Origin of the sequence: Actinoplanes sp. CA-051413, assembly GCF_050955795.1 — a bacterium.
GTDB lineage: Bacteria > Actinomycetota > Actinomycetes > Mycobacteriales > Micromonosporaceae > Actinoplanes.
Genome location: NZ_CP192100.1, coordinates 5046903 through 5069302 on the forward strand (window position 1 = coordinate 5046903; position 22400 = coordinate 5069302).

The following is a 22400-nucleotide window of genomic DNA, read 5'->3' on the forward strand; positions in this document are numbered from 1 at the left end:
CTGGTCCGATGCGCCGTCCCCCCGTCCGGCTCGTTCTGATCGTCGCCGCCGCAATTCTGGCGGTGTCGGTCCTCGGCATCGGGCTGCTCCGGGCGGCCACCTACGACCCGCCCGGCGCCGGCAAACAGGGGCCGCCGGGCGCGGCCCAGGTGGGTCCGGCCGCCGGCACCCCGGGCCGGTGCGCGGGCGTGCCGGTCAGCGCCACCCGGGAGCTGCGCGGCATGTGGCTGACCACGGTGATGAACATCGACTGGCCCAGCCGGCCCGGTCTGAGCAAGGAGAAGGTGCAGGCCGAGTACCGCGCCTGGCTGGACCTGGCCGTGTCGATGCGGCACAACGCGATCTTCGTGCACGTCCGGCCCAGCGGCGACGCGTTCTGGGAGTCGGCGTACGCGCCCTGGTCGGAGTGGCTGACCGGCAAGCGGGACGGCCGGTCGCCCGGCTGGGACCCGATGGAGTTCATGATCAGCGAGGCGCACGCCCGCAACCTCGAGTTCCACGCCTGGTTCAACCCGTACCGCGGGACCCAGCCGGCCCCGTCCGGGCCCGGCGCCGACTTCAAGAAGCTGGCGCCGAACCATCCCCTGATCAAGCACCGCGACTGGGCGATCTCCTACCCCGACGGCAAGAACGCGCGGCTGTACTTCGACCCGGGCATCCTGGCGGCCCGCAAGTTCGTCGAGGACGCGATGCTGGAGGCCGTCCAGAAGTACGACGTGGACGGCGTGCACTTCGACGACTTCTTCTACCCGTACCCCGAGGGTGGTGGCAACGAGTTCAAGGACGACGCCAGCTTCGCCCGTCGCGCCGACAAGTCGCAGAGCCGCGGGGACTGGCGCCGGGCCAACGTCGACACCCTGGTCCGCGAGATGAACCAGCGGATCAAGCAGCTCAAGCCCTGGGTCAAGTTCGGCATCAGCCCGTTCGGCATCTGGCGCAACCAGGAGACCGACAAGACCGGCTCGGACACCCACGGGCTGCAGAGCTACGACGCCATCTACGCCGACACCCGCAAGTGGGTCCGCGAGGGCTGGGTGGACTACATCGTGCCGCAGCTGTACTGGGCGATCGGCTTCGACAAGGCCGACTACACCAAGGCCCTGCCCTGGTGGTCGGAGCTGGTCAAGGGCACCCGGGTGCAGCTCTACATCGGGCAGGGCGACTACCGCGTCGGCGAGAAGGGCCCGTGGCGCCAGCCGGACCAGATCGACCGCCAGCTCACCCTCAACGACAAGTACGGCGTGCTGGGCAGCGTGCACTTCAGCGCGAAGCAGATCCGCGAGGACCGGCTGGGCTCGGTCACCCGCTACCGCAAGAACCACTACGCCGCCCCGGCCCTGCTGCCCACGATGGCGCAGCTGCCCGCTCAGCCACCCGGCGCGCCCCGGCTCGTCGGCGCCCGCCGTACCGCCGCCGGCCCGGTGGAGCTCGACTGGCAGGCGGGCTCCGGTGCCGAGCCGGCGAGCTGGGCGCTCTACCGGGTCGACGGCGCAGCCGCGAAGCTGGTCGCCACCGGCCGCAGCGGCACCAAGGTCCAGGACCCGACCCCGCCGCCGGCCGCCGCGCGGTACTGCCTCAGCGGCCTGGACCGGTCCGGCAACGAGAGCCCGATCAGCGACCCGCGCGGCGTCAACTAGTGACTGTGCCGTCCGCGACCTGGAACGTGCGGGTGGTGTGCACCGCTTCGAGCATCCGGCGGTCGTGGGTGACCAGCAGCAGCGTGCCCGGATAGCCGGCCAGTGCGGCCTCCAGCTGCTCGATCGCGGCCAGGTCGAGATGGTTGGTCGGCTCGTCCAGCACCAGCAGGTTCACCCCGCGGGCCTGCAACAACGCCAGCGCCGCCCGGGTCCGTTCCCCGGGTGACAGAGTGTCCGCCGGGCGCAGCACGTGCGCCGCCCGCAGGCCGAACTTGGCCAGCAGCGTGCGGACCTCGGCGTCGGGCATCTCCGGCACGGCCGCGCCGAAGGCCGCCATCAGCGGCTCGTCACCGAGGAACAACCCGCGGGCCTGGTCCACCTCGCCGACGACCACGCCCGGCCCCAGCGCCGCCGAGCCGGCCTCCAGCGGCAGCCGGCCGAGCATGGCGGCGAGCAGCGTCGACTTCCCGGCCCCGTTGGCCCCGGTGATGGCCACCCGGTCGGCCCAGTCGATCTGCAGGGTCACCGGGCCCAGGACGAAGTCGCCGCGGCGCACGACGGCGTCGCGCAGGGTCGCCACGACCGCCCCGGCGCGGGGGGCGGCGGCGATCTCCATCCGCAGCTCCCACTCCTTGCGCGGCTCCTCCACGACCTCCAGCCGCTCGATCATGCGCTGGGTCTGCCGGGCCTTCGCGGCCTGCTTCTCGGTCGACTCGGCGCGCACGTTGCGGCCGATCTTGTCGTTGTCCTTGGCCTTACGGCGCGCGTTGCGCACGCCGTGCTCCATCCAGCCGCGCTGCATCTGCGCCCGCTCCTGCAGCGCGCCCTTCTTGTCGGCGAACTCGTCGTAGTCCTCGCGCGCGTGCCGCCGGGCCCGTTCGCGTTCCTCCAGGTAGGCGCCGTACCCGCCGCCGTACCGGCGGACCTGTTGCTGGGCCAGGTCCAGCTCCAGCACCGCGGTGACCGTGCGGGTGAGGAACTCGCGGTCGTGGCTGACCAGCAGCGTGCCGGCGCGCAGCGAGGTGACGAACTCCTCCAGCCGGGCCAGCCCGGCCAGGTCGAGGTCGTTGGTCGGCTCGTCGAGCAGGAACACGTCGTACCGGCTGAGCAGCAGCGACGCCATCCCGGCCCGGGCCGCCTGGCCGCCGGAGAGCGCGGTCATCGGATGCTCCAGCGCGACGCCCAGCCCCAGCTCCGCGGCGACGGCCGCGGCCCGTTCGTCCAGGTCGGCGCCGCCCAGGTCGAGCCAGCGCTCCAGCGCGGTCGCGTAGGTCTCGTCGGCGCCGGGCGCGCCCTCGGCCAGGGCCTCGGCGGCGGCGTCCATGGCGAGCTGGGCCGGCCCGACGCCGGTGCGCCGGGCCAGGAAGTCCCGCACGGTCTCGCCGGCGCGCCGCTCCCGCTCCTGCGGCAGATAGCCGACGTTCGCGGTGGGCGGGCTCAGTGACACCGCGCCGGCCTCGACCGGCAGGAGCCCGGCCAGGGTACGCAGCAGCGTGGTCTTGCCGGCCCCGTTGACGCCGACCAGCCCGATCACGTCCCCGGGGGCGACCACCAGGTCGAGGGAGCTGAACAGGGTGCGGTCGCCGTGCCCCGCGGCGAGGTCCTTGACGATCATCGTGGCGCTCATCGGGACCCGACTCTATCGGCGCGCTACCCCGGGATGGGCACCGCCGTGCCGCTGACCCGTACGCCGTCCTCGCCGGGCGTCAGCGTCACGGTGAGCCGGCCCGGGCGCCCGAGGTCGTCACCCTGCGACAGCTGCACCACCGCGTCGCCGGGCACCAGCCACTCGTCGCGCAGGTACCCGCCGAACGCGGCCGCGGCGGCGCCGGTGGCCGGGTCCTCGTAGACGCCGCCGACCGGGAACGGGTCGCGCACGTCGAACCGGTCCTCGGCCGCGCGCCACACGAGCTGCACGGTGGTCCAGCCCCTGGCCTCCATCAGCGCTTTGAGGACCGGCACGTCGTAGTCCAGCTCGGCGAGCCGCTGCCGGGTCGCGGCCGCGATCACCGGGTGGTACGCGCCGGCGTACGCGACCCGGGGCGGCAGGGCGGGGTCGAGGTCGCCCGCGTCCCAGCGCAGCGCGGCCAGCAGGGCGGACAGGTCCTCGGGGGCCAGCCCGGCCACCCGGGCGCCGACGCTGGTCAGGGTGGCCCGCCGCTGGTCGTCGACGACCACCGGCACCTCGCCGACGTTGGTGACGAACACGTAGGTGCCCGGTCCGTGCCGGTCGGCCAGCGCGACCGCCGTGCCCACGGTCGCGTGCCCGCAGAAGGGCACCTCGGCCAGCGGGCTGAAGTAGCGCACCCGGTACACCCCGGAGCCCCGGTCCTCGGTGAGGAAGGCGGTCTCCGAATAGCCGACCTCCGCCGCGATCGCCAGCATCTCGGCGTCGGACAGGGTGCCCGCCGCCAGGACCACGCCGGCCGGGTTGCCGCCCGCGGGGTCCGCGCTGAACGCGGCGTACCTGAGAATGTCGATGTCGCTCATGCCCTCAGCGTCCCGTCCTCTGGCCCGCCGCGGCCAGAGCCAATTCGGCGGGCCTGGCCGCGGTCTTGGTCACTTGTCACAGGTCCGGAGTAGCGTTTCCGAAGTGACTGAAGCTTCCACACAGCTCGTCCCCACACCTCCGACCGATCTTCCCCGCACACTGGGCGAGCTCCGCGCCTCCGGCCACGAGTTCCGCACGGTCAAAGAGGAGCTGCGCGACAACCTGCTGGACCGGCTGCGCCGCGGCGCGCCACGCTTCCCCGGCATCGTCGGCTACGACGACACCGTGCTGCCCGAGGTCGAGCGGGCGCTGCTCGCCGGCCACGACATGGTGCTGCTCGGCGAGCGGGGCCAGGGCAAGACCCGGCTCATCCGCGGGCTCGTCGACCTGCTCGACGAGTGGACGCCCTTCATCACGGGCTCCGAGCTGCGCGAACACCCGTACCAGCCGCTCGTTCCGGCCACCCGGCGGCTGGCCGCCGAGACCGGCGACCTGCTGCCGATCTCCTGGCTGCACCGCTCCGAGCGGTACGGCGAGAAGCTCGCCACCCCGGACACCAGCGTCGGCGACCTGATCGGCGACGTCGACCCGATCAAGGTGGCCGAGGGCCGGGCCCTGGGCGACCCCGACACGATTCACTTCGGCCTGGTGCCGCGGACCAACCGGGGCATCTTCGCCGTCAACGAGCTGCCCGACCTCGCCGAACGCATCCAGGTGTCGCTGCTCAACGTGCTCGAGGAGCGCGACATCCAGGTCCGCGGCTACCAGCTGCGCCTGCCGCTGGACCTGCTGCTGGTGGCCTCGGCCAACCCCGAGGACTACACCAACCGGGGCCGGATCATCACCCCGCTCAAGGACCGCTTCGGCGCCGAGATCCGCACCCACTATCCGCTCGAGATCGAGCTGGAGACGGCGCTGATCCGGCAGGAGGCGGCCCTGGCGGCAGCGGTGCCGGACCACCTCATCGACGTGCTGGCCCGCTACACCCGCGCGGTCCGCGACTCGCCGGCCGTCGACTCCCGCTCCGGCATCTCGGCCCGCTTCGCCATCGCCGCGGCCGAGACCGTCGCCGCGTCCGCGCTGCGCCGGGCCGGGCTCAAGAACGAGCGGGAGGCCGTCGCCCGGATCTGCGACACCGTCTCGGTGACCAGCACCCTGCGGGGCAAGGTCGAGTTCGAGAGCGGCGAAGAGGGACGCGAGACCGAGATCCTCGCCCACCTGCTGCGCCTGGCCACCGCCGAGACGTTCCGGGCCCGGCTGGCCGGCCTCGACCTGTCCGGCTTCACCGACCTGGTCGCCGAGGGCGCCATCATCGAGACCGGTGACCTGGTCTCGGCCGACGAGCTGCTGGGCCAGATCGGCACCGTGCCGGGCCTGGCCAAGGTCCTCGACCGGCTCGGCCTGGGTGACGCGCCCAGCCCTGGGCAGGCGGCGTCCGGCGTCGAGTTCGTCCTGGAAGGGCTGCACCTCACCCGCCGGCTGGCCAAGGAGCTGACCGACGACGGCCGCACCCTGTACGGGAGCTGACATGAGCCTCTTCCCCGAGAACGGGCCCGGCCATGGCCGGTAACCGTTTCCGGTACGGCGTGTGGCGGGACGGGCCTGACCCGCTCGCGCCGCCGTACGACGTGCGGGCGGCCGTGGACGAGGTCGGCGAGCGGGTGCTCGGCGGCGACAATCTGCGTGACGCCCTGCGTGATCTGCTGCGCCGTGGTCCCCGCGACGGCCGGGGCCTCGACGACCTGGAGGCCCGGGCCCGGCGGATGCGGCGCGAGGCGTTGCGGCGGGGCAACCTCGACGGCGCTGTCACGCGGGCTCAGCAGCTGCTCGACCAGGCCGTCGCCGCCGAACGCGACGAGCTGCGCGGGCGGGAGGGCGACGACGCCCGCTTCCAGGAGGCAGTGCTCGACAACCTGCCGCGCTCCACGGCCCAGGCTGTGCAGGAGCTGTCCGACTACGACTGGGCCAGTGACGAGGCCCGGGCGACGTACCAGCAGATCCTCGACGGTCTGCGGCGCGAGGTGGTCGAGCAGCGCTTCGCCGGCATGAAGGACGCGTTGCAGGGCCGCGACCCGGCCACCGACGCCCGGGTCGCCGAGATGGTCGGCGATCTCAACGACCTGCTCGGCAAGCACGCCCGCGGCGAGGACACCGACGACGCGTTCCAGCAGTTCATGGCCAAGCACGGCGAGTTCTTCCCGGAGAACCCCTCGACCATCGACGAGCTCGTCGACTCCCTGGCCCGCCGGGCGGCGGCGGCCGAGCGGCTGATGCGCTCGCTGAGCCCGCAGCAGCGCGAGGAGCTGGCCCAGCTCATGGACCAGGCGCTCGGCGACGGGCCGCTGCGCGGTCAGGTGGGCGAGCTGACCGACAATCTGCGCGCCCTGCGGCCGGAGCTGAACTGGAACCGCGGCGAGCGGATGCGCGGCAACGAGGACCTCGGCTACGGCGACGCCACCGCGGCGCTGGGCGAGCTGGGTGAGCTCGACGACCTGCTGGAGCAGCTCGGCCAGGAGCATCCCGGGGCGACGCTGGACGACGTCGACGTCGAGGCGGTCGAGCGCCAGCTCGGCCGCAGTGCCGCCGACGACGTGCGCCGGCTGCGCGAGCTCGAACGTGAGCTGCGCCGCCAGGGCTGGGTCACCCGCGACGAGGACGGCCTCACCCTGTCACCCAAGGCGCTGCGCCGGCTCGGCCGCACCGCGCTGGCGCAGGTCTTCTCCGACCTGTCCAGCAAGAAGCGCGGCTCGCACGACCTGCGGGACGCGGGCGCGGCCGGGGACCTGATCGGGTCGTCGCGGCGCTGGCAGTTCGGTGACGAGCAGCCGCTCGACGTGGTCCGCACCATCGGCAACGCGGTCCGCCGCCGCGCCGGCGGGGGAGTGGGCACGCTGCCGGTGCGCCTGGAGCCGGAGGACTTCGAGGTCGCCGAGACCGAGCGTCGGGCGTCGGCGGTGGTCGCTCTGTGCGTCGACCTGTCGTACTCGATGTTCGCCGACGGCCGCTGGGGCCCGATGAAGCAGACCGCGCTGGCCCTGTCGCACCTGGTCGCGACGCAGTTCCCGCAGGACTCGCTGCAGATCATCGGCTTCGGCCGGTATGCGATGAGCCTGTCGCAGGGCGAGCTGGCGGCGATCGAGCCGGACATGGTGCAGGGCACCAACCTGCAGCACGCGCTCAAACTGGCCGGCCGGCATCTGCGCCGGCACCCGGGCGCCGAGCCCGTGGTGCTGGTGGTGACCGACGGTGAGCCGACGGCCCACCTGGAGGACGACGGCCAGGCGTACTTCAACTGGCCGACGCTGCCGGAGACGGTGCAGCTGACCGTACGCGAGGTGGACCTGCTCACCCGCTACGGCGCCACGCTGAACCTCTTCATGCTGGGTGAGGACCCGGGCCTGCGCCGCTTCGTCGACGCGGTGGCCAAGCGCAGCGGTGGCCGGGTCTTCAGCCCGGACGTCTCGGAGCTGGGCCGCTACGTGGTCGACGACTACGTGCGCAGCCGCCGCGGCAAACGCTGAGAAGTGCGGGACCATCCTTCCTAGGACGGTTTAGGGGGTGTGTCCCGCACAACGGCCCGCGCACGGTCCGGCCCGGGGTGAACCGGGACAACGACGGGGCTGGTTATAGTGGCTCGCGAGTGACCGGCCCGGCGTGTCCGGCGTGCCGACCGGGGGGTCGGCAGCGGACGATCCCACCGAGGCGGCGCACGACGTCCGCGGGTGGGGTCCCGCGGCCGGCAGGGGGAGAGGGGGCGCGATGTCGCAGCAGCCTGCGCAGGTGACGCCCGGCTCCCCGGCGCCTGGACGCACCCCGCCGATCACCGCCTCCGACCGGATCTGGACGATTCCCAACGTCATCAGCTTCATCCGGCTGCTCGGCGTGCCGCTCTTCCTCTACCTGCTGCTCGGCCCCCAGCACGACGTCGCCGCGGTGATCGTGCTGACCCTGGGCGGCACCACCGACTGGGTCGACGGCTACGTGGCCCGCCGGATGAACTCGGTCAGCCGCCTCGGCGAACTGCTCGACCCGTTCGCCGACCGGCTCTACATCCTGGCCACCCTGATCGGCTTCACCGTGCGCGAGGTCGTGCCCTGGTGGCTGACCGCGGCCCTGCTGCTGCGCGAGGCCGTGCTGGCCGTCGCGCTGCTGGTGCTGCGCCGCCACGGGTACGGGCCGCCGCCGGTCCACTACGTCGGCAAGACCGGCACGTTCGTGCTGCTCGGTGCGCTCCCGCTGCTGCTGCTCGCCGAGGCCGTACCGTCGATCCACGCGGTCGTCGCGCCGATCGGCTGGGGCCTGGCCTGGTGGGCGCTCGGCCTGTACTGGGCCGCCGCCGTGCTCTACCTGGCCCAGACCCGCGCGCTGCTGCGCGCCGACCGGGCCGAACAGGCCCGGAGCGGAGCAGTCGCCGGATGACCTCGCCCGACGGCGGCGACGGCCAGCGCCGGTTCGCCCCGGACTTCCTGACCGAGCTGTTCCAGAACCCCCTCGACCCCGGCTACGCCGACGCGGCCGCCCGCAAGGCCCGCGGGGAAGGCCGCACCGGCACCCCGAAACGGATCGTCAGCGCGGTCAGCGCCCTGACCCTGGTGGGGCTCGGCTTCCTGCTGGTCGTGGCCTACCAGGAGACAACCGCCGCCGAACCGGCCCGCAGCCAGGCCCGCGACACCCTCGTCGACCAGGTGCAGAGCCGCCGCACCGACACCGCCGAACTGCAGGCCCGCGCCGACCGGCTCCGCGCCGAGGTCGCCGAGCTGCGCGAGAAACAGCTCGGCGGGGCGGCTGTGGCCCGGCTGCGTGACCTCGAGGCCGAGACCGGGCTGGCCCCCGTACGCGGCCCCGGCGCCCGGGTCACCGTCGGCGACGGCCCGATGCCGGTCGACCCGCTGACCGGTGAACGCAAGAGCGAGGCCCGGGTCCGCGACACAGACCTGCAGGTGGCGACGAACGCGCTGTGGGCCGCCGGTGCGGAAGCCGTCGCGGTGAACGGCCAGCGCCTCACCGCCACCTCCACGATCCGGCAGGCGGGCGAGGCGATCCTGGTCGACTTCCGGCCGGTGACCACGCCGTACCAGGTGATCGCGATCGGGCCGGACAACCTGGCCGGCAAGTTCGGCGACGGCCCGGCGGGACGCTTCTTCCGCGCGCTCAACACCAAGTTCGGCATCTCGTACGACGTGGCCGAGCTCAGCGACGTCACCCTGGACGCGGCCACCGAGCCGAACCTGCGGCAGGCCTCGCCGTCTGTACCGCCGTCCAGTGTCCCGACCCCGTCCAGCAAACAGTCGAAAGGCGGCTGATGATCGCCGTACTCGCCCTGATCGCCGGCGTCGTGCTCGGCATCGTGTTCCATCCGACGGTGCCGATCGCACTGCAGCCGTACCTGCCCATCGCGGTCGTGGCCGCGCTGGACGCGGTGTTCGGCGGCGTGCGCGCGAAACTCGACGGGATCTTCGACGACAAGCAGTTCGTGGTCTCCTTCATCTCGAACGTGCTGGTCGCGGGCATCATCGTCTACCTGGGCGACCAGCTGGGCGTAGGCGGCCAGCTCTCGATCGGCGTCGTGGTGGTGCTCGGCGTCCGGATCTTCGGCAACGTGGCCGCGATCCGCCGGCACCTCTTCCGGGCATAGGGGCGGCGATGACCGACGACCAGCAGCCCGACCGGCGTGATGACCGGCCCGACCGGCCCGCGACCGAGCCCGCCTCCGGCGAGCGGCCGGAGCCCGCGGCCCCGCGGCCCGGCCGGCCCGCGGGTGACCCGGTGAGCGGCGACCGACCCCCGTCCGCGACTGCGCAGGGCGACCGGTCTTCGTTCGGCGGTGCCGCGGCTGAGCGGGAGGCTGGTGAGCGGCGTGGCGCCGGCCGGCCGGCGGCTCTCGGAGATCCGGGGATGCCTGCTGCCGGTAGGCAGCCGGCGGCCGAGGCGACTGCGCCGGACGTGGAGAATGCTCCGCATCCCTACGCGACGGCGGACCCGCACGTGCCCTTGTCCGCTGACGGTCCGACGGTTCGCCTCTCCAAGGCGATGCTGCCGCCGCCCGCCGCGGACTCGGACGGGCCGCCGGAAAAGCTCGGAAGCGCGCCGGCTGACAGCGTCGCTGCGGCTGGCGACGAGAGCACTGTGGTGTCCCGGCCGGTCCGGCCCGATGACGAGGCCACGACCCTGCTGACGCCGCCGCCCGCGGCGGTCGACGACGAGCCGACGGTGCAGGTCGAGCCGAAGTCCCTGGATGCGGGCCCGGCTGACGGCGAGCCGGCGCGGAGGCGGTCGTTCGACGGCGGGTCCACCATGCGGCTGCAACCGCCGTTCTTCGCGCCGGGGACGACCAGGACGCCGCGAGCGACCCCGGTCACCGACGACGCCACGACTTCCCAGGGCAACCCGTCCTGGCCCGATTCGTCCGCCGGGCCGTCCACGGAGGACGGCGACCGGTCCCAACCCCATGCCGTCGATGAGCCGCCGGCAGATCACGATGACGCGTCGTGGGTCAACGCCGCAGGTGGGCAAGGCGATGACCAGGCCTGGACCGATCACGCCGGACCACCGCCCACCCGGCACGACGAGAGCTGGCCCGACACCGACGACGCGCTGCCGGCACCCCAGGATGGGCAATCCTGGGGTGCGGAGGCCGCCGACGGCGACGAAGGCCGCGAGCCGACCGCCGACGCCTCCCGAGACCCGGCTATGGAAACGCGGGAGCGGCGGCAGAGCTCCCCGGCCGATCCGGACCGGTGGTCGGACCGCCCGTCGTGGCCTGCTGATGACGCGTCCGGACACAACGACGCACCCGATCTCCCCGGCGGAAGCGTGTCGGCGACCAAGAGCGCCGAGCGCGACACGCCCGGGCGGTGGCAGGAAAGCATGGCCCGCGCCGCGGCAGCCGCCGACGACCAGAATTCGCCGGACGCCACGCCGGAGGACTCACCCGAACCGGTGACAGGCGCTCCCGCCGTACCGGATAAGGAGAAGCCCTCTGCCGGGCGGCGGCTGTCGTCGGCCGGCGCGCTGATCTGGTTGTTGCTCGCTCTGCTCGGCTTCACCCTGGCCGTGCAGCTACGCAGCAACGACCAGGACGCCGGCCTGGCCACCGCGCGCCAGGAGGACCTGGTCGGCATCCTCAGTGACCTCGAGGCGCGCGATCAGCGCCTGCAGCAGGAGATCAACGGCCTGGAGGAGAGTCAGCGGCAGCTGACCTCCGGGGTCGCCGGGCGGCAGGCCGCGCTCGCCGAGGCCGGGAAGCGGGCCGACGAGCTCGGGCTGCTCTCCGGCACGCTGCCCGCGCGCGGGCCCGGTTTGAAGATTTCCATCGACCCCAAGGGCCAGCCGATCAAGGCTTCCGCCATTCTGAACGCCGTGCAGGAGTTGCGCGGCGCCGGCGGTGAGGTGATGGAGATCATCGGCGACAACGGTGTCGCCGTACGGATCGTGGCCTCGTCCTATTTTGTCGATGGTGACGGCGGTCAGGTGATCGTCGACGGCAAGCAGCTCAGCGGCCCGTACACGCTGTGGGTGATCGGCGTGCCGTCGACGATGCAGACGGCGTTGCAGATCCCCGGTGGGGTGGTCGCTTCGGTGAGCCAGGCCGGCGGTAACGTGACCATGGAGCAACGCACGGCGGTCGAGGTGACCGCGGTGCGTCAGCCCACCAGCCTGCAGTACGCGCGTCCGGTCTCGTGAGCGGGCGCGCTTGTCAACGGAGGAATGCGTGATTCCTGAGGACCTGCGGTACACGGCCGAGCACGAGTGGGTGTCCGGTGACGGCACCGCGCCCGTGCGGGTGGGCATCACCCACTTCGCGCAGGACGCGCTCGGCGACATCGTCTTCGTGCAGCTGCCCGACGAGGGTACGGCTGTGCAGGCCGGCGACCAGCTCGGCGAGATCGAGTCGACGAAGAGCGTCTCGGAGATCTACGCGCCGATCGCCGGCACCGTGGTCGCCCGCAACGGCAGTCTCGCCGACGAGCCGGAGCTGATCAACGCCGAGCCGTACGCGGCCGGCTGGCTCGTGGAGATCGCCCCGGACGACCCGGCGGCGCTCGCCGGACTGCTGGACGCCGACGCCTACAAGGCGCTGACCGACAGCTGATCGCCCGCGCGTCTGGTTGCCCGCCATTTCGGCGCTGACTAGGCTCGCGGGGCACATGGAGAAATCTGCAATTCCTTTCTCATACCGATAGTCGTGCCGTCCGGACCTCCGGGCAGCGGCGGGGGGCGCTGCGCTCCGGACCCGGGTCCGGCTCGCTCACCCCGTGTCGTCGGGCGGCGACCGAAACAGATCCGTGAGGTGGTCCGATGACGCGCCCAGACGACGAGTTCCCCCCGCTCGACGTCACGTCCACGCTGAACCTCGGTGCGCTCGACGAGGTGCTCGAGGGCCCCGAGACCGACGTGGTACCGAGCCGGATGTCCGGTTCGCTGCCCCCGGGGATGGCGCTGCTGGTCGTGCGCCGCGGCCCCAACGCGGGTGCGCGGTTCCTGCTGGACCATGACGTGACCACGAGTGGCCGCCACCCCGACAGCGACATCTTCCTCGACGACGTGACGGTCTCGCGCCGGCACGCCGAGTTCCACCGCGACGGGGGCACCTTCACGGTGCGCGACGTGGGTTCGCTCAACGGCACCTACGTCAACCGTGAGCGGGTCGAGTCGGCCACCCTGAGCAACGGGGACGAGGTCCAGATCGGCAAGTTCCGGCTGGTCTTCATCGCCGGTCCCCGGCCGGAGGGCGAGGGAAGCGGGGCGTGAACCCGTCGGGGGCGGCCGCGCACGACCCCGGGTCTCGGGCCCGGGGTCAACGTGACGCTGCGCTGATGAGCATCGGGGAGGTGCTGGCCCAGCTGCGTACCGAGTTCCCGGACACCACGATCTCCAAGCTCCGGTTCCTGGAGGCGGAGGGGCTGGTGGACCCGCAGCGCACCGCCTCCGGCTACCGCAAGTACTCGTGGAACGACGTGGCGCGGCTGCGTTTCGTCCTGACCGCGCAGCGGGACCAGTACCTCCCGCTGCGCGTCATCCGCGAGCAGCTCGAGGCGCAGGAGCGCGGGGACGACACGTTGTCGCACCGGCGTCCTTCGCTGGTGGCGGTCGGCTCGGAGGCCGAGGTGCCGGCGGACGCCGCCGACACCCGGGTGTCGCGGGCCGACCTGGTCGAGCGCACCGGCATCGCCGAGCAGATGCTCACCGAGCTGGAGCAGCTGGGCCTGGTGCTGTCCCGGCCGCCGGGCTGGTACGACGGCGACGCCGTGGTGATCGTCGAGGCCGTGGTGGGCCTGGTCCGGCACGGTTTGGAGCTGCGGCACCTGCGCGCGTTCCGGACCGGGGCGGACCGCGAGGTCGGGCTCTTCGCCCAGTTGCTGACGCCGCTGATGCGCCAGCACGACCCGGCGGCGCGGGCCCGGGCCGCCGAGACGGCGCGCGAGTTGCAGGCGCTGTCCCAGCGGCTGCACGCGGCGCTGGTGCGGGCGGGCCTGCGGGACACTCTCGGACGGTGAGGCACGGGGTTGCCGGTTCGGCCGGGGTGGCCGGGGTAACCCCACAGACACGGGCATCGTGTGGCGCTCGGTCCCGAGCGTCCGTGTACCGTGCAGGATAGGCGGGAAACAGCCTGATGGTCGCGTTGCCCTGCGGGGCGGCGGTGGCCTTACGGGGCGGCACGACGAAGCGACACGGAGGCGGGCGGTGCGCGAGCTGAGCGTGGTCGGGGTTCGGGTGGAGCTGCCCAGTAACCAGCCGATCGTCCTGCTCAGGGAGGTCGACGGCGATCGGTACCTGCCGATCTGGATCGGCGCGGTGGAGGCAACTGCCATCGCGTACGAGCAGCAGGGCGTCAAGCCCGCCCGGCCGTTGACCCATGATCTGCTACGGGACATCCTCGCGGCGCTCGAGGCGCCGCTGAAGGCCGTCGAGATCACGGAACTCAAGGAGAACGTGTTCTACGCGGATCTGCTGATCGGTGACGACCTGCGGGTGTCCGCGCGGCCGAGCGACTCGATCGCCCTGGCCCTGCGGGTGGGTGCGCCGATCCGGTGCGCCGATGAGGTGCTGACCGAGGCCGGGATCGTCATCCCGGACGAGCAGGAGGACGAGGTCGAGAAGTTCCGCGAGTTCCTCGACCAGGTCCGGCCGGAGGACTTCGCGGGCTGATCCGCGCATCGACGATCACCACAGGTCCGGTCGTCCGTACGCGGCGTGTCGCAGCATTACCTCCCTGTTTCGTGGCTCGCTGGGTTATACGCTCGTGAAGTCCAGGTGAAGCGGCACCGCGCAGCGGGGAGGTAGTCGCGTGCACGAGTCAGACTCTGAAGAGGGTCCGCTTGTCGGCGAGGACGGCGATACCGGGTATCGCGGAGTGACGGCTTGTCAGGCGGTCGGCATCAGCTACCGCCAGCTCGACTACTGGGCGCGGACGACGCTCGTGGTGCCCAGCATCCGCGACGCCTCCGGCTCCGGCACGCAGCGGCTCTACTCGTTCCGTGACCTGGTCGTCCTCAAGGTGGTCAAGCGCCTGCTGGACGCGGGCGTCTCCCTGCAGAACATCCGCAAGGCGATCGAGACGCTGCGTTCGCGCGGCGTCGACGACCTGGCCGGCATCACGCTGATCTCCGACGGCACCACGGTGTACGAGTGCCGGTCGCCGGAGGAGGTCGTGGATCTGCTCCAGGGCGGTCAGGGTGTCTTCGGCATCGCCATCGGCGGGGCCTTCAAGGAGATCCAGGGCTCGCTGTCGCACCTGCCCGCTGAGCCCGCCGCCGGCCCGCAGCCGGTCGGCACCGGCGTGGACGCCGAGCCGGCTGCCGGTGACGAGCTCGCGGCCCGCCGGGCCCGCCGCCGCGCGGGCTGACCGGCCGCGATCACCAGGCCTGCCTGCCGCGGTGAGTGATCGCGGTCAAGCTACATTCTCCGAGTGACCGATCCCGTCGCTGCTGCCGGGACGCTGCGGGACGCGTACCGGCGCGTCGATTGGGCGACCACCTCCCTCGGGCCGGTCACGTCGTGGAGCCCGGCTCTGCTGGCGGCCCTGGATCTGACTCTGCACACCCGGGCGCCGGTGACGTTGTTCTGGGGTCCGGACCACGTCCTCGTCTACAACGAGGCGTACGTGCCGATGATCGGTGACAAGCACCCAGCCGCGCTGGGCGCACCGGCCGCGAAGGTCTTCGCCGAGATCTGGTCGACCATCGACCCGATGCTCGAGTCGGTGCTGGCCGGGCGGGGCGCGACGTGGGTCGAGGATCTGCGCCTGCTGATGGACCGCCGCGGGTTCCTCGAGGAGACCTACTTCACCTTCTCGTACTCGGCCGTGCACGACAGTGCCGGCCGGATCGCCGGGGCCATCGACATCGCCGCCGAGACCACCGGGCAGGTGCTCGGCGCTCGCCGGCTGGCGTTGCTGGGCCGGCTCAACGATCAGCTCGCCGACGCCGAGGACGTGGGGCAGCAGCTCGACCACGCCCTGCCCGTGCTGCGCTCGGCGCCCGATGACCTGCCCGAGGTGGACATCGTGCTGCCGGAGGCGCAGGTGCCGACGGCGGCCTGGCCCGCGCCGCTGGACCGCGACGTGGCGGTCGAGATCACCGAGCAGGACCGGATCGCCCGGATCCGGCTCACCGGGGCGGACCGGGACCGTCCCTGGCCCAGGGGCTGCACCGGGCCCGGGTCCGGCAGGCCGAGCGCCGCGCCACGGCCATGGAACGCGAGCTGGCCGAAGCCCTGCAGCGCAGTCTGCTCGCCGCGCCGGTGCAGCCCGAGCACACCGAGGTGGCGGTGCGGTACCAGCCGGCCGGCGAGGGCGCGCACATCGGCGGCGACTGGTACGACGCGTTCACCCTGCCCGACGGCCGGGTGACGGTGGTGGTCGGCGACGTCACCGGGCACGACCGGCGGGCCGCGGCGGCGATGAGCGAGATCCGCAACCTGCTCCGGGGCATCTCGTACGCGCTGCTCAAACCGCCGGCGCTGGTACTGACCGGGTTGCAGGACGCGATGCAGGGCTTCGCCGTCGACGCGTTCGCCACGGTGGTGGCGGCCCAGATCGAACGGGAGGACCACGGCACCCGCACGCTGCGCTGGTCCAACGCGGGTCATCCGCCGCCGGTGCTGGTCGCCCCGGACGGTGCCGTACGGCTGCTGGAGACCCGCCCCGAGACGCTGCTGGGCACCCGGGCCCGCACCGTGCGGACCGACCACCGGGTGCAGCTGCTGCCCGGCACCAGCGTGATCTTCTACACCGACGGCCTGATCGAGCGCCGCGGCGCCGCGCTCGACGACGGCCTGGCGGAGCTGACGCAGGTGTTGCGGGGCTGCGCCGCGATGAACGCCGAGCAGATCTGCGACCACCTGCTCGGGCACTTCATGGGCGGCACCGACGACGACGTGGTGCTCGCCGTCGTCCGGGCCCGCGACTGATCAGCTGCCGGACAGCATCCGCAGCACCAGGGCCAGCGGCGGCCAGGTCGCCCGGCCGCGCCGGGTCACGGCGTAACAGCGCAGCCGGGCCTCGACCCCGGTCAGGGCGATCAGCCGTACGCCGGGCAGCGTGGCGGTCCCCATCGGCAGCAGCCCGACCCCGAGCCCGGCGACGATCATGTCCTGCACCAGGTCGAGGCTGTCCGCGCGGTGCACGATCCGGGGTGTGAAGCCGACCAGGGACGCCATCGTGCGGACCACGTCCTCGTCGGCGGTGTTGCGGGAGTTGACGATCCAGTCGTGGCCGGCGAACCCGGCGAAGTCGGTGCCCGGGTCGTCCCGGGGCACCGCCAGACCCCACGGCATCTCCCACAGCGGCACCGACTCCAGCGCGGCGTCGAAGGCGGCCGGGGCCAGGTTGTAGTCGTAGGTCAGGGCCAGGTCCACGGCGTCCAGGGCGAGCAGCTCGAACGCCTCGAACGGCTCGTGCTCGTGGATCAGCAGACGGACCCGCGGATGGGTCGCGGCGAGCGTGGCGGCGACGGGCAGCAGCGACCGCCGTACGGCGGTGGCGAAGCCCGCGACCCGCAGCGCGCCGGCCGGCTCGGCCTGCGGGTCCAGGTCGAGCCGGGCCGCCTCGACCGCGGCCAGGATGGTGACCGCGTGCCCGGCCAGGCGCTGTCCGGCCGGGGTGAGCCGGACCCGCCGGCCGTCCGGCTCGATCAGCACGGCACCGGCCTCGCGGGCCAGCACGGCGAGCTGCTGCGACACGGTCGAGGTGGTGATGTGCAACTCGTCGGCGACCGCGCGCATCGAGCCCAGCCGCGACAGTTCCACCAATAACCGCAGGCGGCGGGTGTCCATCCCACCATTGTCAGTCAGTCCTGAACGGTATGTCCATCATCGGCACGTGGACATGAACGGTGCCTCGGGGTTGTACTGGTCGGCATGCGTTCACAAGCACGGACCGGAGCGTCGATGGCGCTCGCGTCGATGGTCCTCGTCCAGCTCGGTCTCGCCGTCTCCGTCGGTCTGCTCGACCGGATCGGCGCGGAGGGCGCGGCCTGGTTGCGGCTGGCCTGGGCCGGCGTGATCCTGCTGGTGCTCGTCCGGCCCCGGCTGCGCTCGTTCACCCGGGCCAGCCTGCTGAACACCGTCGCCCTGGGCGTGGTCACGGCCGGCGTGACCATGCTGTTCATGGCGGCCATCGCCCGGCTGCCGCTGGGCACCGCCAGCGCGCTGGAGTTCCTCGGCCCGCTCGGCGTGGCCGTGGTGCGGGGCCGGCGCGGCACCAAGCTGTGGCCGGCGCTGGCGGCGGTCGGCGTGGTGCTGCTGACCGAGCCCTGGCACGGCGGCATCGACCTCGTCGGGGTCGGCTTCGCGCTGGCCGCGGCGGTGTGCTGGGCCGCGTACATCCTGCTCACCCAGCGCGTCGGGGACGACGTGGCCGGGTTGCAGGGCCTGGCGGTGTCGATGCCGGTCGCCGCGCTGGTGGCCACCGTGGTGGCCGGCCCGGCCGTGCTGGGGGAGATGACCTGGCAGCTGCTGCTGGCCGGCTTCGGCCTGGCCATCATGCTGCCGGTGGTGCCGTTCGCGCTCGAGATGCTGGCGCTGCGCCGGCTCACGACGGCCGCTTTCGGCACGCTGATGAGCCTGGAACCGGCCCTCGCACTGCTGATCGGCCTGCTGGTGCTGGGTCAGGTGCCGGGTTGGGCGCCGGTGGCGGGCATCGCCTTCGTGGTCGCGGCCGGCATCGGCGCCGAGCGCACGGGCGCCCGCGCGGCCAAGGAGCACAGCGACGACGAGGCCCGCGAGCCTGTCCCGGCCCCGGTGTAAATCATCGCGAAGCCGCCGCCGGAGAGCGGCCTGGCCCCGTTCGCCGTGCACACCGTCCGGCACGCCCCCGCCTGAGACGAGTGACGGCCCGAAAAGGTTGACGGCCCGGTAGATCAACCTTCCGCGGCCCCCGGCAGTCCTTCCCTTCGCACAACACCTGTTGCCTGCCGAAGGGAAGTCCCATGTCGCGCGCCGGTGGCCGTACCGCGGTGCTGGTCCTGACGTTGCTGCTCGCCGGTTGCGGCCCGGTGGGGGATCCCACCGTGGCGGCGCCGGCGGCCGCACCGGTGAGCCCGTCGGCGTCGCCCGAGGTGTCCAAGGCGCCGCTGCGCACGGCACCGCGGATCCGGTATCCGGAGCGCGGCGGCGGCCGGTTCCGCACGGCCGACGCCCAGCGCCCCGAGCCGCCGCACGGCACGGTGCTGCGTTACCGGGTGCTGGTCGAGAAAGACATCTCCGGAGTGTCGACCGCCGGGTTCGCCGCCGCGGTGCAGCGGACCCTGGAGGACCCACGCGGCTGGTCGGGCGGCGGGGTCCGGCAGCTGCGCCGGGTCGGCCCCGGCGACCGGTACGACTTCACGATCTCCCTGGTCACCCCGACTACCCGGGACGAGCTGTGTCAGGACGTCCCGGACGGCTACACGTCGTGCCGCAACGGTGCACGGGTGGTCCTCAACGTGGCCCGCTGGGCGCACGGCGTGCCGCACTACGGCGCCCCGCTCGCGGTCTATCGCCAGTACATGGTCAACCACGAGGTCGGGCATCGCCTCGGGCACGGTCACGAACGCTGCCCCGGCAAGGGCGAGCCGGCCCCGGTCATGCAGCAGCAGACGCTCGGCCTGCACGGGTGCACGGCCAACGCGTGGCCGTACCGCGACGGCGAGCGGTACGCGGGCCCCTCGGGCAGCTATGACGACGAGGTGCCGTCGTAGCGTCAGGAGATCAGGTGGGTGCCGCCGGCGATGGCCGCGGCGGCGAGAGTGAGGACGAAAGCCCAGCGGCGGTGGGTCGCAGCGGCGCTGAGGCGGTGGCTGTGCATGGTTCTCCTGACAGAAGACTCTTGTGGGGTCAGGACCTAACCTACGGTGGCAAAACCGGACGATCCACGCTTTTGCCGTCGTTCTGCCGCGTCGGCCGGCACGATGATCCATCCGGTGCGCGAGGGCCGCGTTCGGCCTAACCCGGACGGCGGACCCCGCGGTCCGGCGCCGGCACCGGATCGGCGTACGCGCCGGAGCGTCCCGCATACCGCTTGCCGCCGCGGTACGGCCACGCGTTCGCCCGGCACCCGTGCAGTCCCAGGGTCTGCTGCTGCATGACCGGCGCCGGCCCACCCTTGCCCGGGCAGCGCTCGTGGCCGTGCCCCAGGCGATGCCCGACCTCGTGGTTGACCATGTACTGGCGGTAGACCGCGAGCGAGGAGCCGTAGCGCGGCACGCCCTTGACCCAGCGGGCCACGTTGAGCACGACGCGGTCACCGTTGCGGCAGGACGTGTAGCCGTCGGAGCTGCTGCCGCAGAGCCGGTCGCGGGTGCGGGGTGTGGCCAGGTAGATCGTGAAGTCGTACCGCTGACCCGGCCCGACCCGCCGCAGCCGCAGCGAGCCGCCGGCCGTCCAGCCGCGCGGATCCGCGAGGGTCCTGGTGACCGCGCCGGCGAAACCGGCGGTGGAGACGCCGGTGATGTCCTTCTCGACCAGCACCCGGTAGCGCAGCAGCGGGCCGCTGCGGCCGGCGGTCCGCGCCGATCCGCCGGCCACCCGCCAGTCGCCATGCCCACGCGCCGGGTAGCTGATCACGACGGGCTTCGCGGCCGGTGCCTTCAGCCGCGCCGGCGCGGACGGCCGAGCGGTCGCGGGCACCCCGGACGGCGCCGGCGCGCACCCGGCCGCCGGGCCGAGCGCGAGCGCCGCCGCGAGCATCCACCCCAGCCGTCCCACACCTGACCTTCGGACAGGCCGGCACGTTGCTGAGCTCACGCGGCCGCGGTCGCCGCCGGCCGGGTCATCGGCGGGGCCGGGTTCAAGGATCGTTCCACCGTGATCGCGTGCCACAGGCAGAACATCGCCACCGTCCAGACCTTGCGGGAGTTGTCGGCCACGCCGGCCCGGTGCTCGGCCAGCAGCCGCTGGGCGTAGCCGAGGTCGAGCAGGTGCCCGGTCTGCGAGCCGGCCATCAGCTCGGCGATCCAGTCGCCGATGGCGCCCTTGAGCCACAGCCGGGTCGGGGTGGGGAAGCCCAGCTTGCGGCGGTCGCGTACCGACTCGGGCACGATGCCGCGCATGGCCTCGCGCAGCGCGTACTTGGTCGTGCGGCTGCCGGCCGGGAGTTTCATCTCGGTGGGCAGTCCCGCCGCGGCCGCGTACACCGCCTGGTCCAGGAACGGCACGCGCAGCTCCAGCGAGTGTGCCATCGACATCCGGTCGGCTTTGGTCAGGATGTCGCCGGGCAGCCAGGTGTGCAGGTCCACGTACTGCATCGAGGCGACGTCGTCGACGTCGGCGGTCTCCGCGTACAGCTTGCTGGTGATGACCGTGTGCGGGTCGGCGGTGAAGCGCATCAGCTCCGCCTTCTCCGCGGGGGAGAAGATGCGGGCGTTGCCGTAGTAGCGTTCCTCGATCGGGGTGGTGCCGCGCTCCAGGAAGCTGTGGCCCTTCACGCCCTCCGGGATCACCTTCGACAGGCTGCGCAGCCCGCGCTTCATGCCGGCCGGCAGGCGCTCGATGCCGGCCAGCGACATCGGCTCGCGGTAGATCGTGTAGCCGCCGAACAGCTCGTCGGAGCCCTCCCCGGACAGCACCACTTTGACGTGCCGGGACGCCGTACGGGCCAGGAAGTAGAGCGGCACCAGCGACGGGTCCGCGACCGGGTCGTCGAGCAGCTGCACGATCCGCGGCAGCTCCCGGATGACGTCGTCCTCGGTGACCACCGTCGGGGTCAGCCGTACCCCGAGCTGGTCCGCCGTGTGCTGGGCGATCTCGATCTCCGAGTAGCCCTCCTGGGCGAAACCGGCGGTGAACGCGTGCAGGTCCGGCTTGACCTCGGCGGCCAGCGCGACGATGGCCGACGAGTCCACCCCGCTGGACAGGAACGCCCCCACCGGCACCTCGGCGTGCAGGTGCTTGCGGACGCTGTCGCGCAGCGCGTCACGGATGGCGTGGATCGCCACGTCCGGCCGTACGTGCAGCGGCCGCAGCGACGGCCGGAACCAGCGGTCCAGGCGCAGGCCGCCGCCGGGCGTCCAGGTCATCCGGTGCCCCGGCGGCAGCCGCCGCACGTGCCGGTGCAGCGTCATGGGATCCGGAACGTACTGCAAGGTCAGGTAGTGGGCCAGAGCGTCGGTGTCCAGCGCCGCCCCGGAGTCGCCGCTGAACGGCAGCAGCGCCTTGCGCTCGCTGGCCAGGAACAGCCCGTCCGAGGTCTCCAGCAGGTACAGCGGCTTGATCCCGAACGGGTCGCGGGCGGCGTGCACGGTGCCGGTCCAGTGGTCGTACGCCACGAACGCGAACATCCCCCGCAGCCGCGACAACGCCGCCGCACCCCAGTAGTGGAACGCCGCGGCCAGCACCTCGGTGTCGCCCTGGGTGGCGAACGTGGCATCGTGCTCGCGGATCAGGTCCGCCCGCAGTTCCCGGTAGTTGTAGATCTCGCCGTTGAACACCACGGTCCAGCGTCCGGCCTGCGGACCGTCGAACGGGTAGTGCGCCGGCTGCCGGCTCTCCGCCACGTCCACGATCGCCAGCCGCTGGAAGCCGAAGGCCAGGCCGTCGCCGTACTCGATCTGGGTGTCGTCGGGCCCCCGATGGTGCATCGTGGCCAGCGCCTCGGCGAAGGCGGCGGCCGACGCGGGGTCGGGGACACCGGCGTGCGCCCGGCTGCTCACGAACACGCTCAGACCACACATCGTGGCACTCCTTCGGTTGACGGTGGGTCTGCACCGTAGGAAGCCGGTTATGAAGGACCTGTGAGGAAGTGGCCGGGAATCGTGGACGCACCGGAACCGGACCGGATCTTCACCGGAATCTGA

General features: G+C 72.8%; 21 protein-coding genes. 16 read left to right on the top strand and 5 right to left on the bottom strand.

The features are described from left to right. Positions 1 to 8 precede the first annotated feature (8 nt). Positions 9 to 1637 carry a family 10 glycosylhydrolase gene (locus ACQP2Y_RS23810; RefSeq protein WP_433716973.1) on the top strand — a complete coding sequence of 543 codons (1629 nt, stop codon included), beginning with the start codon at positions 9 to 11 and terminating at the stop codon, positions 1635 to 1637. On the opposite strand, the gene ACQP2Y_RS23815 is transcribed toward ACQP2Y_RS23810, so the two are convergent. Together ACQP2Y_RS23815 and ACQP2Y_RS23820 are read right to left on the bottom strand one after the other, a co-directional pair. After that, positions 1630 to 3264 carry an ABC-F family ATP-binding cassette domain-containing protein gene (locus tag ACQP2Y_RS23815; protein WP_433716975.1) on the bottom strand — a complete coding sequence of 545 codons (1635 nt, stop codon included), beginning with the start codon at positions 3262 to 3264 and terminating at the stop codon, positions 1630 to 1632. The genes ACQP2Y_RS23810 and ACQP2Y_RS23815 overlap by 8 nt on opposite strands. A gap of 23 nt (positions 3265 to 3287) precedes the next feature. Next, a complete protein-coding gene (locus tag ACQP2Y_RS23820) occupies positions 3288 to 4118 on the bottom strand; it encodes a PhzF family phenazine biosynthesis protein (protein WP_433732045.1) in 831 nt (276 codons plus the stop codon). Positions 4119 to 4230: 112 nt separating this feature from the next. Between ACQP2Y_RS23820 and ACQP2Y_RS23825 the strand changes: the two genes are divergently transcribed. The 13 genes from ACQP2Y_RS23825 (at position 4231) to ACQP2Y_RS23885 (ending at position 16539) form a co-directional block, all read left to right on the top strand. After that, the gene (locus ACQP2Y_RS23825; RefSeq protein ID WP_433716977.1) at positions 4231 to 5655 is read left to right on the top strand and encodes a sigma 54-interacting transcriptional regulator; all 1425 of its coding nucleotides are present in this window, start codon (positions 4231 to 4233) and stop codon (positions 5653 to 5655) included. Between the two features lie 32 nt (positions 5656 to 5687). Next, positions 5688 to 7649 carry a hypothetical protein gene (locus tag ACQP2Y_RS23830; protein ID WP_433716979.1) on the top strand — a complete coding sequence of 654 codons (1962 nt, stop codon included), beginning with the start codon at positions 5688 to 5690 and terminating at the stop codon, positions 7647 to 7649. Between the two features lie 238 nt (positions 7650 to 7887). Continuing rightward, positions 7888 to 8547 carry a CDP-alcohol phosphatidyltransferase family protein gene (locus ACQP2Y_RS23835; RefSeq protein ID WP_433716981.1) on the top strand — a complete coding sequence of 220 codons (660 nt, stop codon included), beginning with the start codon at positions 7888 to 7890 and terminating at the stop codon, positions 8545 to 8547. Continuing rightward, on the top strand, positions 8544 to 9431 hold the full coding sequence (locus tag ACQP2Y_RS23840; protein ID WP_433716983.1) for a DUF881 domain-containing protein: 888 nt from the start codon (positions 8544 to 8546) through the stop codon (positions 9429 to 9431). The genes ACQP2Y_RS23835 and ACQP2Y_RS23840 overlap by 4 nt, the downstream gene beginning before the upstream one ends. Then, positions 9431 to 9763, top strand: a complete 333-nt coding sequence (locus tag ACQP2Y_RS23845) for a small basic family protein (protein WP_360552264.1) — start codon at positions 9431 to 9433, stop codon at positions 9761 to 9763. Before ACQP2Y_RS23840 ends, ACQP2Y_RS23845 begins: the two co-directional genes overlap by 1 nt. Before the next feature lie 8 nt (positions 9764 to 9771). Then, positions 9772 to 11811: a DUF881 domain-containing protein gene (locus ACQP2Y_RS23850; RefSeq protein WP_433716985.1), complete on the top strand. Its 2040-nt coding sequence runs from the start codon at positions 9772 to 9774 to the stop codon at positions 11809 to 11811. 28 nt (positions 11812 to 11839) lie between these two features. After that, a complete protein-coding gene (gene gcvH / locus ACQP2Y_RS23855) occupies positions 11840 to 12220 on the top strand; it encodes a glycine cleavage system protein GcvH (RefSeq protein WP_360552260.1) in 381 nt (126 codons plus the stop codon). Between the two features lie 206 nt (positions 12221 to 12426). Next, entirely contained in the window at positions 12427 to 12879 is a 453-nt protein-coding gene (gene odhI, locus ACQP2Y_RS23860) for an oxoglutarate dehydrogenase inhibitor Odhl (protein WP_023362861.1), read from the top strand. Positions 12880 to 12944: 65 nt separating this feature from the next. Beyond that, positions 12945 to 13625, top strand: coding sequence for a transcriptional regulator FtsR (gene ftsR, locus ACQP2Y_RS23865; RefSeq protein WP_433716988.1), 681 nt, complete (start codon positions 12945 to 12947; stop codon positions 13623 to 13625). Positions 13626 to 13812: 187 nt separating this feature from the next. Next, a complete protein-coding gene (locus ACQP2Y_RS23870; protein WP_433716990.1) occupies positions 13813 to 14277 on the top strand; it encodes a bifunctional nuclease family protein in 465 nt (154 codons plus the stop codon). A 139-nt stretch (positions 14278 to 14416) separates the two neighbouring features. Beyond that, entirely contained in the window at positions 14417 to 14974 is a 558-nt protein-coding gene (locus ACQP2Y_RS23875; protein ID WP_433716992.1) for a MerR family transcriptional regulator, read from the top strand. A gap of 63 nt (positions 14975 to 15037) precedes the next feature. Further along, complete coding sequence (locus tag ACQP2Y_RS23880; RefSeq protein WP_433716994.1) at positions 15038 to 15979, top strand: hypothetical protein; 942 nt, start codon at positions 15038 to 15040, stop codon at positions 15977 to 15979. Next, positions 15898 to 16539: a PP2C family protein-serine/threonine phosphatase gene (locus tag ACQP2Y_RS23885; RefSeq protein ID WP_433716996.1), complete on the top strand. Its 642-nt coding sequence runs from the start codon at positions 15898 to 15900 to the stop codon at positions 16537 to 16539. The genes ACQP2Y_RS23880 and ACQP2Y_RS23885 overlap by 82 nt, the downstream gene beginning before the upstream one ends. On the opposite strand, the gene ACQP2Y_RS23890 is transcribed toward ACQP2Y_RS23885, so the two are convergent. Then, positions 16540 to 17403, bottom strand: coding sequence for a LysR family transcriptional regulator (locus ACQP2Y_RS23890; RefSeq protein ID WP_433716998.1), 864 nt, complete (start codon positions 17401 to 17403; stop codon positions 16540 to 16542). Positions 17404 to 17487: 84 nt separating this feature from the next. Here ACQP2Y_RS23890 and ACQP2Y_RS23895 point away from each other — a divergent pair, with 84 nt between their 5' ends. After that, positions 17488 to 18375: an EamA family transporter gene (locus ACQP2Y_RS23895; protein WP_433717000.1), complete on the top strand. Its 888-nt coding sequence runs from the start codon at positions 17488 to 17490 to the stop codon at positions 18373 to 18375. Positions 18376 to 18557: 182 nt separating this feature from the next. Beyond that, positions 18558 to 19307: a DUF3152 domain-containing protein gene (locus ACQP2Y_RS23900; RefSeq protein ID WP_433717002.1), complete on the top strand. Its 750-nt coding sequence runs from the start codon at positions 18558 to 18560 to the stop codon at positions 19305 to 19307. A 244-nt stretch (positions 19308 to 19551) separates the two neighbouring features. Here ACQP2Y_RS23900 and ACQP2Y_RS23905 read toward each other — a convergent pair whose 3' ends face one another. After that, positions 19552 to 20295, bottom strand: a complete 744-nt coding sequence (locus ACQP2Y_RS23905; protein WP_433732047.1) for a DUF3152 domain-containing protein — start codon at positions 20293 to 20295, stop codon at positions 19552 to 19554. A gap of 53 nt (positions 20296 to 20348) precedes the next feature. Next, the gene (gene asnB, locus ACQP2Y_RS23910) at positions 20349 to 22277 is read right to left on the bottom strand and encodes an asparagine synthase (glutamine-hydrolyzing) (RefSeq protein WP_433717004.1); all 1929 of its coding nucleotides are present in this window, start codon (positions 22275 to 22277) and stop codon (positions 20349 to 20351) included. Positions 22278 to 22400: the final 123 nt, after the last annotated feature.

What these genes read in the sequence shown, in the direction of transcription:
- ACQP2Y_RS23895 (WP_433717000.1), top strand. Translation starts at nt 17,488, where the DNA reads ATGCGTTCACAAGCACGGACCGGAGCGTCGATGGCGCTCGCGTCGATG.
- ACQP2Y_RS23905 (WP_433732047.1), bottom strand. Translation starts at nt 20,295, where the DNA reads ATGCTCGCGGCGGCGCTCGCGCTCGGCCCGGCGGCCGGGTGCGCGCCG.
- ACQP2Y_RS23845 (WP_360552264.1), top strand. Translation starts at nt 9,431, where the DNA reads ATGATCGCCGTACTCGCCCTGATCGCCGGCGTCGTGCTCGGCATCGTG.
- ACQP2Y_RS23830 (WP_433716979.1), top strand. Translation starts at nt 5,688, where the DNA reads ATGGCCGGTAACCGTTTCCGGTACGGCGTGTGGCGGGACGGGCCTGAC.
- ACQP2Y_RS23840 (WP_433716983.1), top strand. Translation starts at nt 8,544, where the DNA reads ATGACCTCGCCCGACGGCGGCGACGGCCAGCGCCGGTTCGCCCCGGAC.
- ACQP2Y_RS23890 (WP_433716998.1), bottom strand. Translation starts at nt 17,403, where the DNA reads ATGGACACCCGCCGCCTGCGGTTATTGGTGGAACTGTCGCGGCTGGGC.
- ACQP2Y_RS23850 (WP_433716985.1), top strand. Translation starts at nt 9,772, where the DNA reads ATGACCGACGACCAGCAGCCCGACCGGCGTGATGACCGGCCCGACCGG.
- ACQP2Y_RS23835 (WP_433716981.1), top strand. Translation starts at nt 7,888, where the DNA reads ATGTCGCAGCAGCCTGCGCAGGTGACGCCCGGCTCCCCGGCGCCTGGA.
- ACQP2Y_RS23810 (WP_433716973.1), top strand. Translation starts at nt 9, where the DNA reads ATGCGCCGTCCCCCCGTCCGGCTCGTTCTGATCGTCGCCGCCGCAATT.
- asnB (WP_433717004.1), bottom strand. Translation starts at nt 22,277, where the DNA reads ATGTGTGGTCTGAGCGTGTTCGTGAGCAGCCGGGCGCACGCCGGTGTC.
- ftsR (WP_433716988.1), top strand. Translation starts at nt 12,945, where the DNA reads ATGAGCATCGGGGAGGTGCTGGCCCAGCTGCGTACCGAGTTCCCGGAC.
- odhI (WP_023362861.1), top strand. Translation starts at nt 12,427, where the DNA reads ATGACGCGCCCAGACGACGAGTTCCCCCCGCTCGACGTCACGTCCACG.
- ACQP2Y_RS23900 (WP_433717002.1), top strand. Translation starts at nt 18,558, where the DNA reads ATGTCGCGCGCCGGTGGCCGTACCGCGGTGCTGGTCCTGACGTTGCTG.
- ACQP2Y_RS23815 (WP_433716975.1), bottom strand. Translation starts at nt 3,264, where the DNA reads ATGAGCGCCACGATGATCGTCAAGGACCTCGCCGCGGGGCACGGCGAC.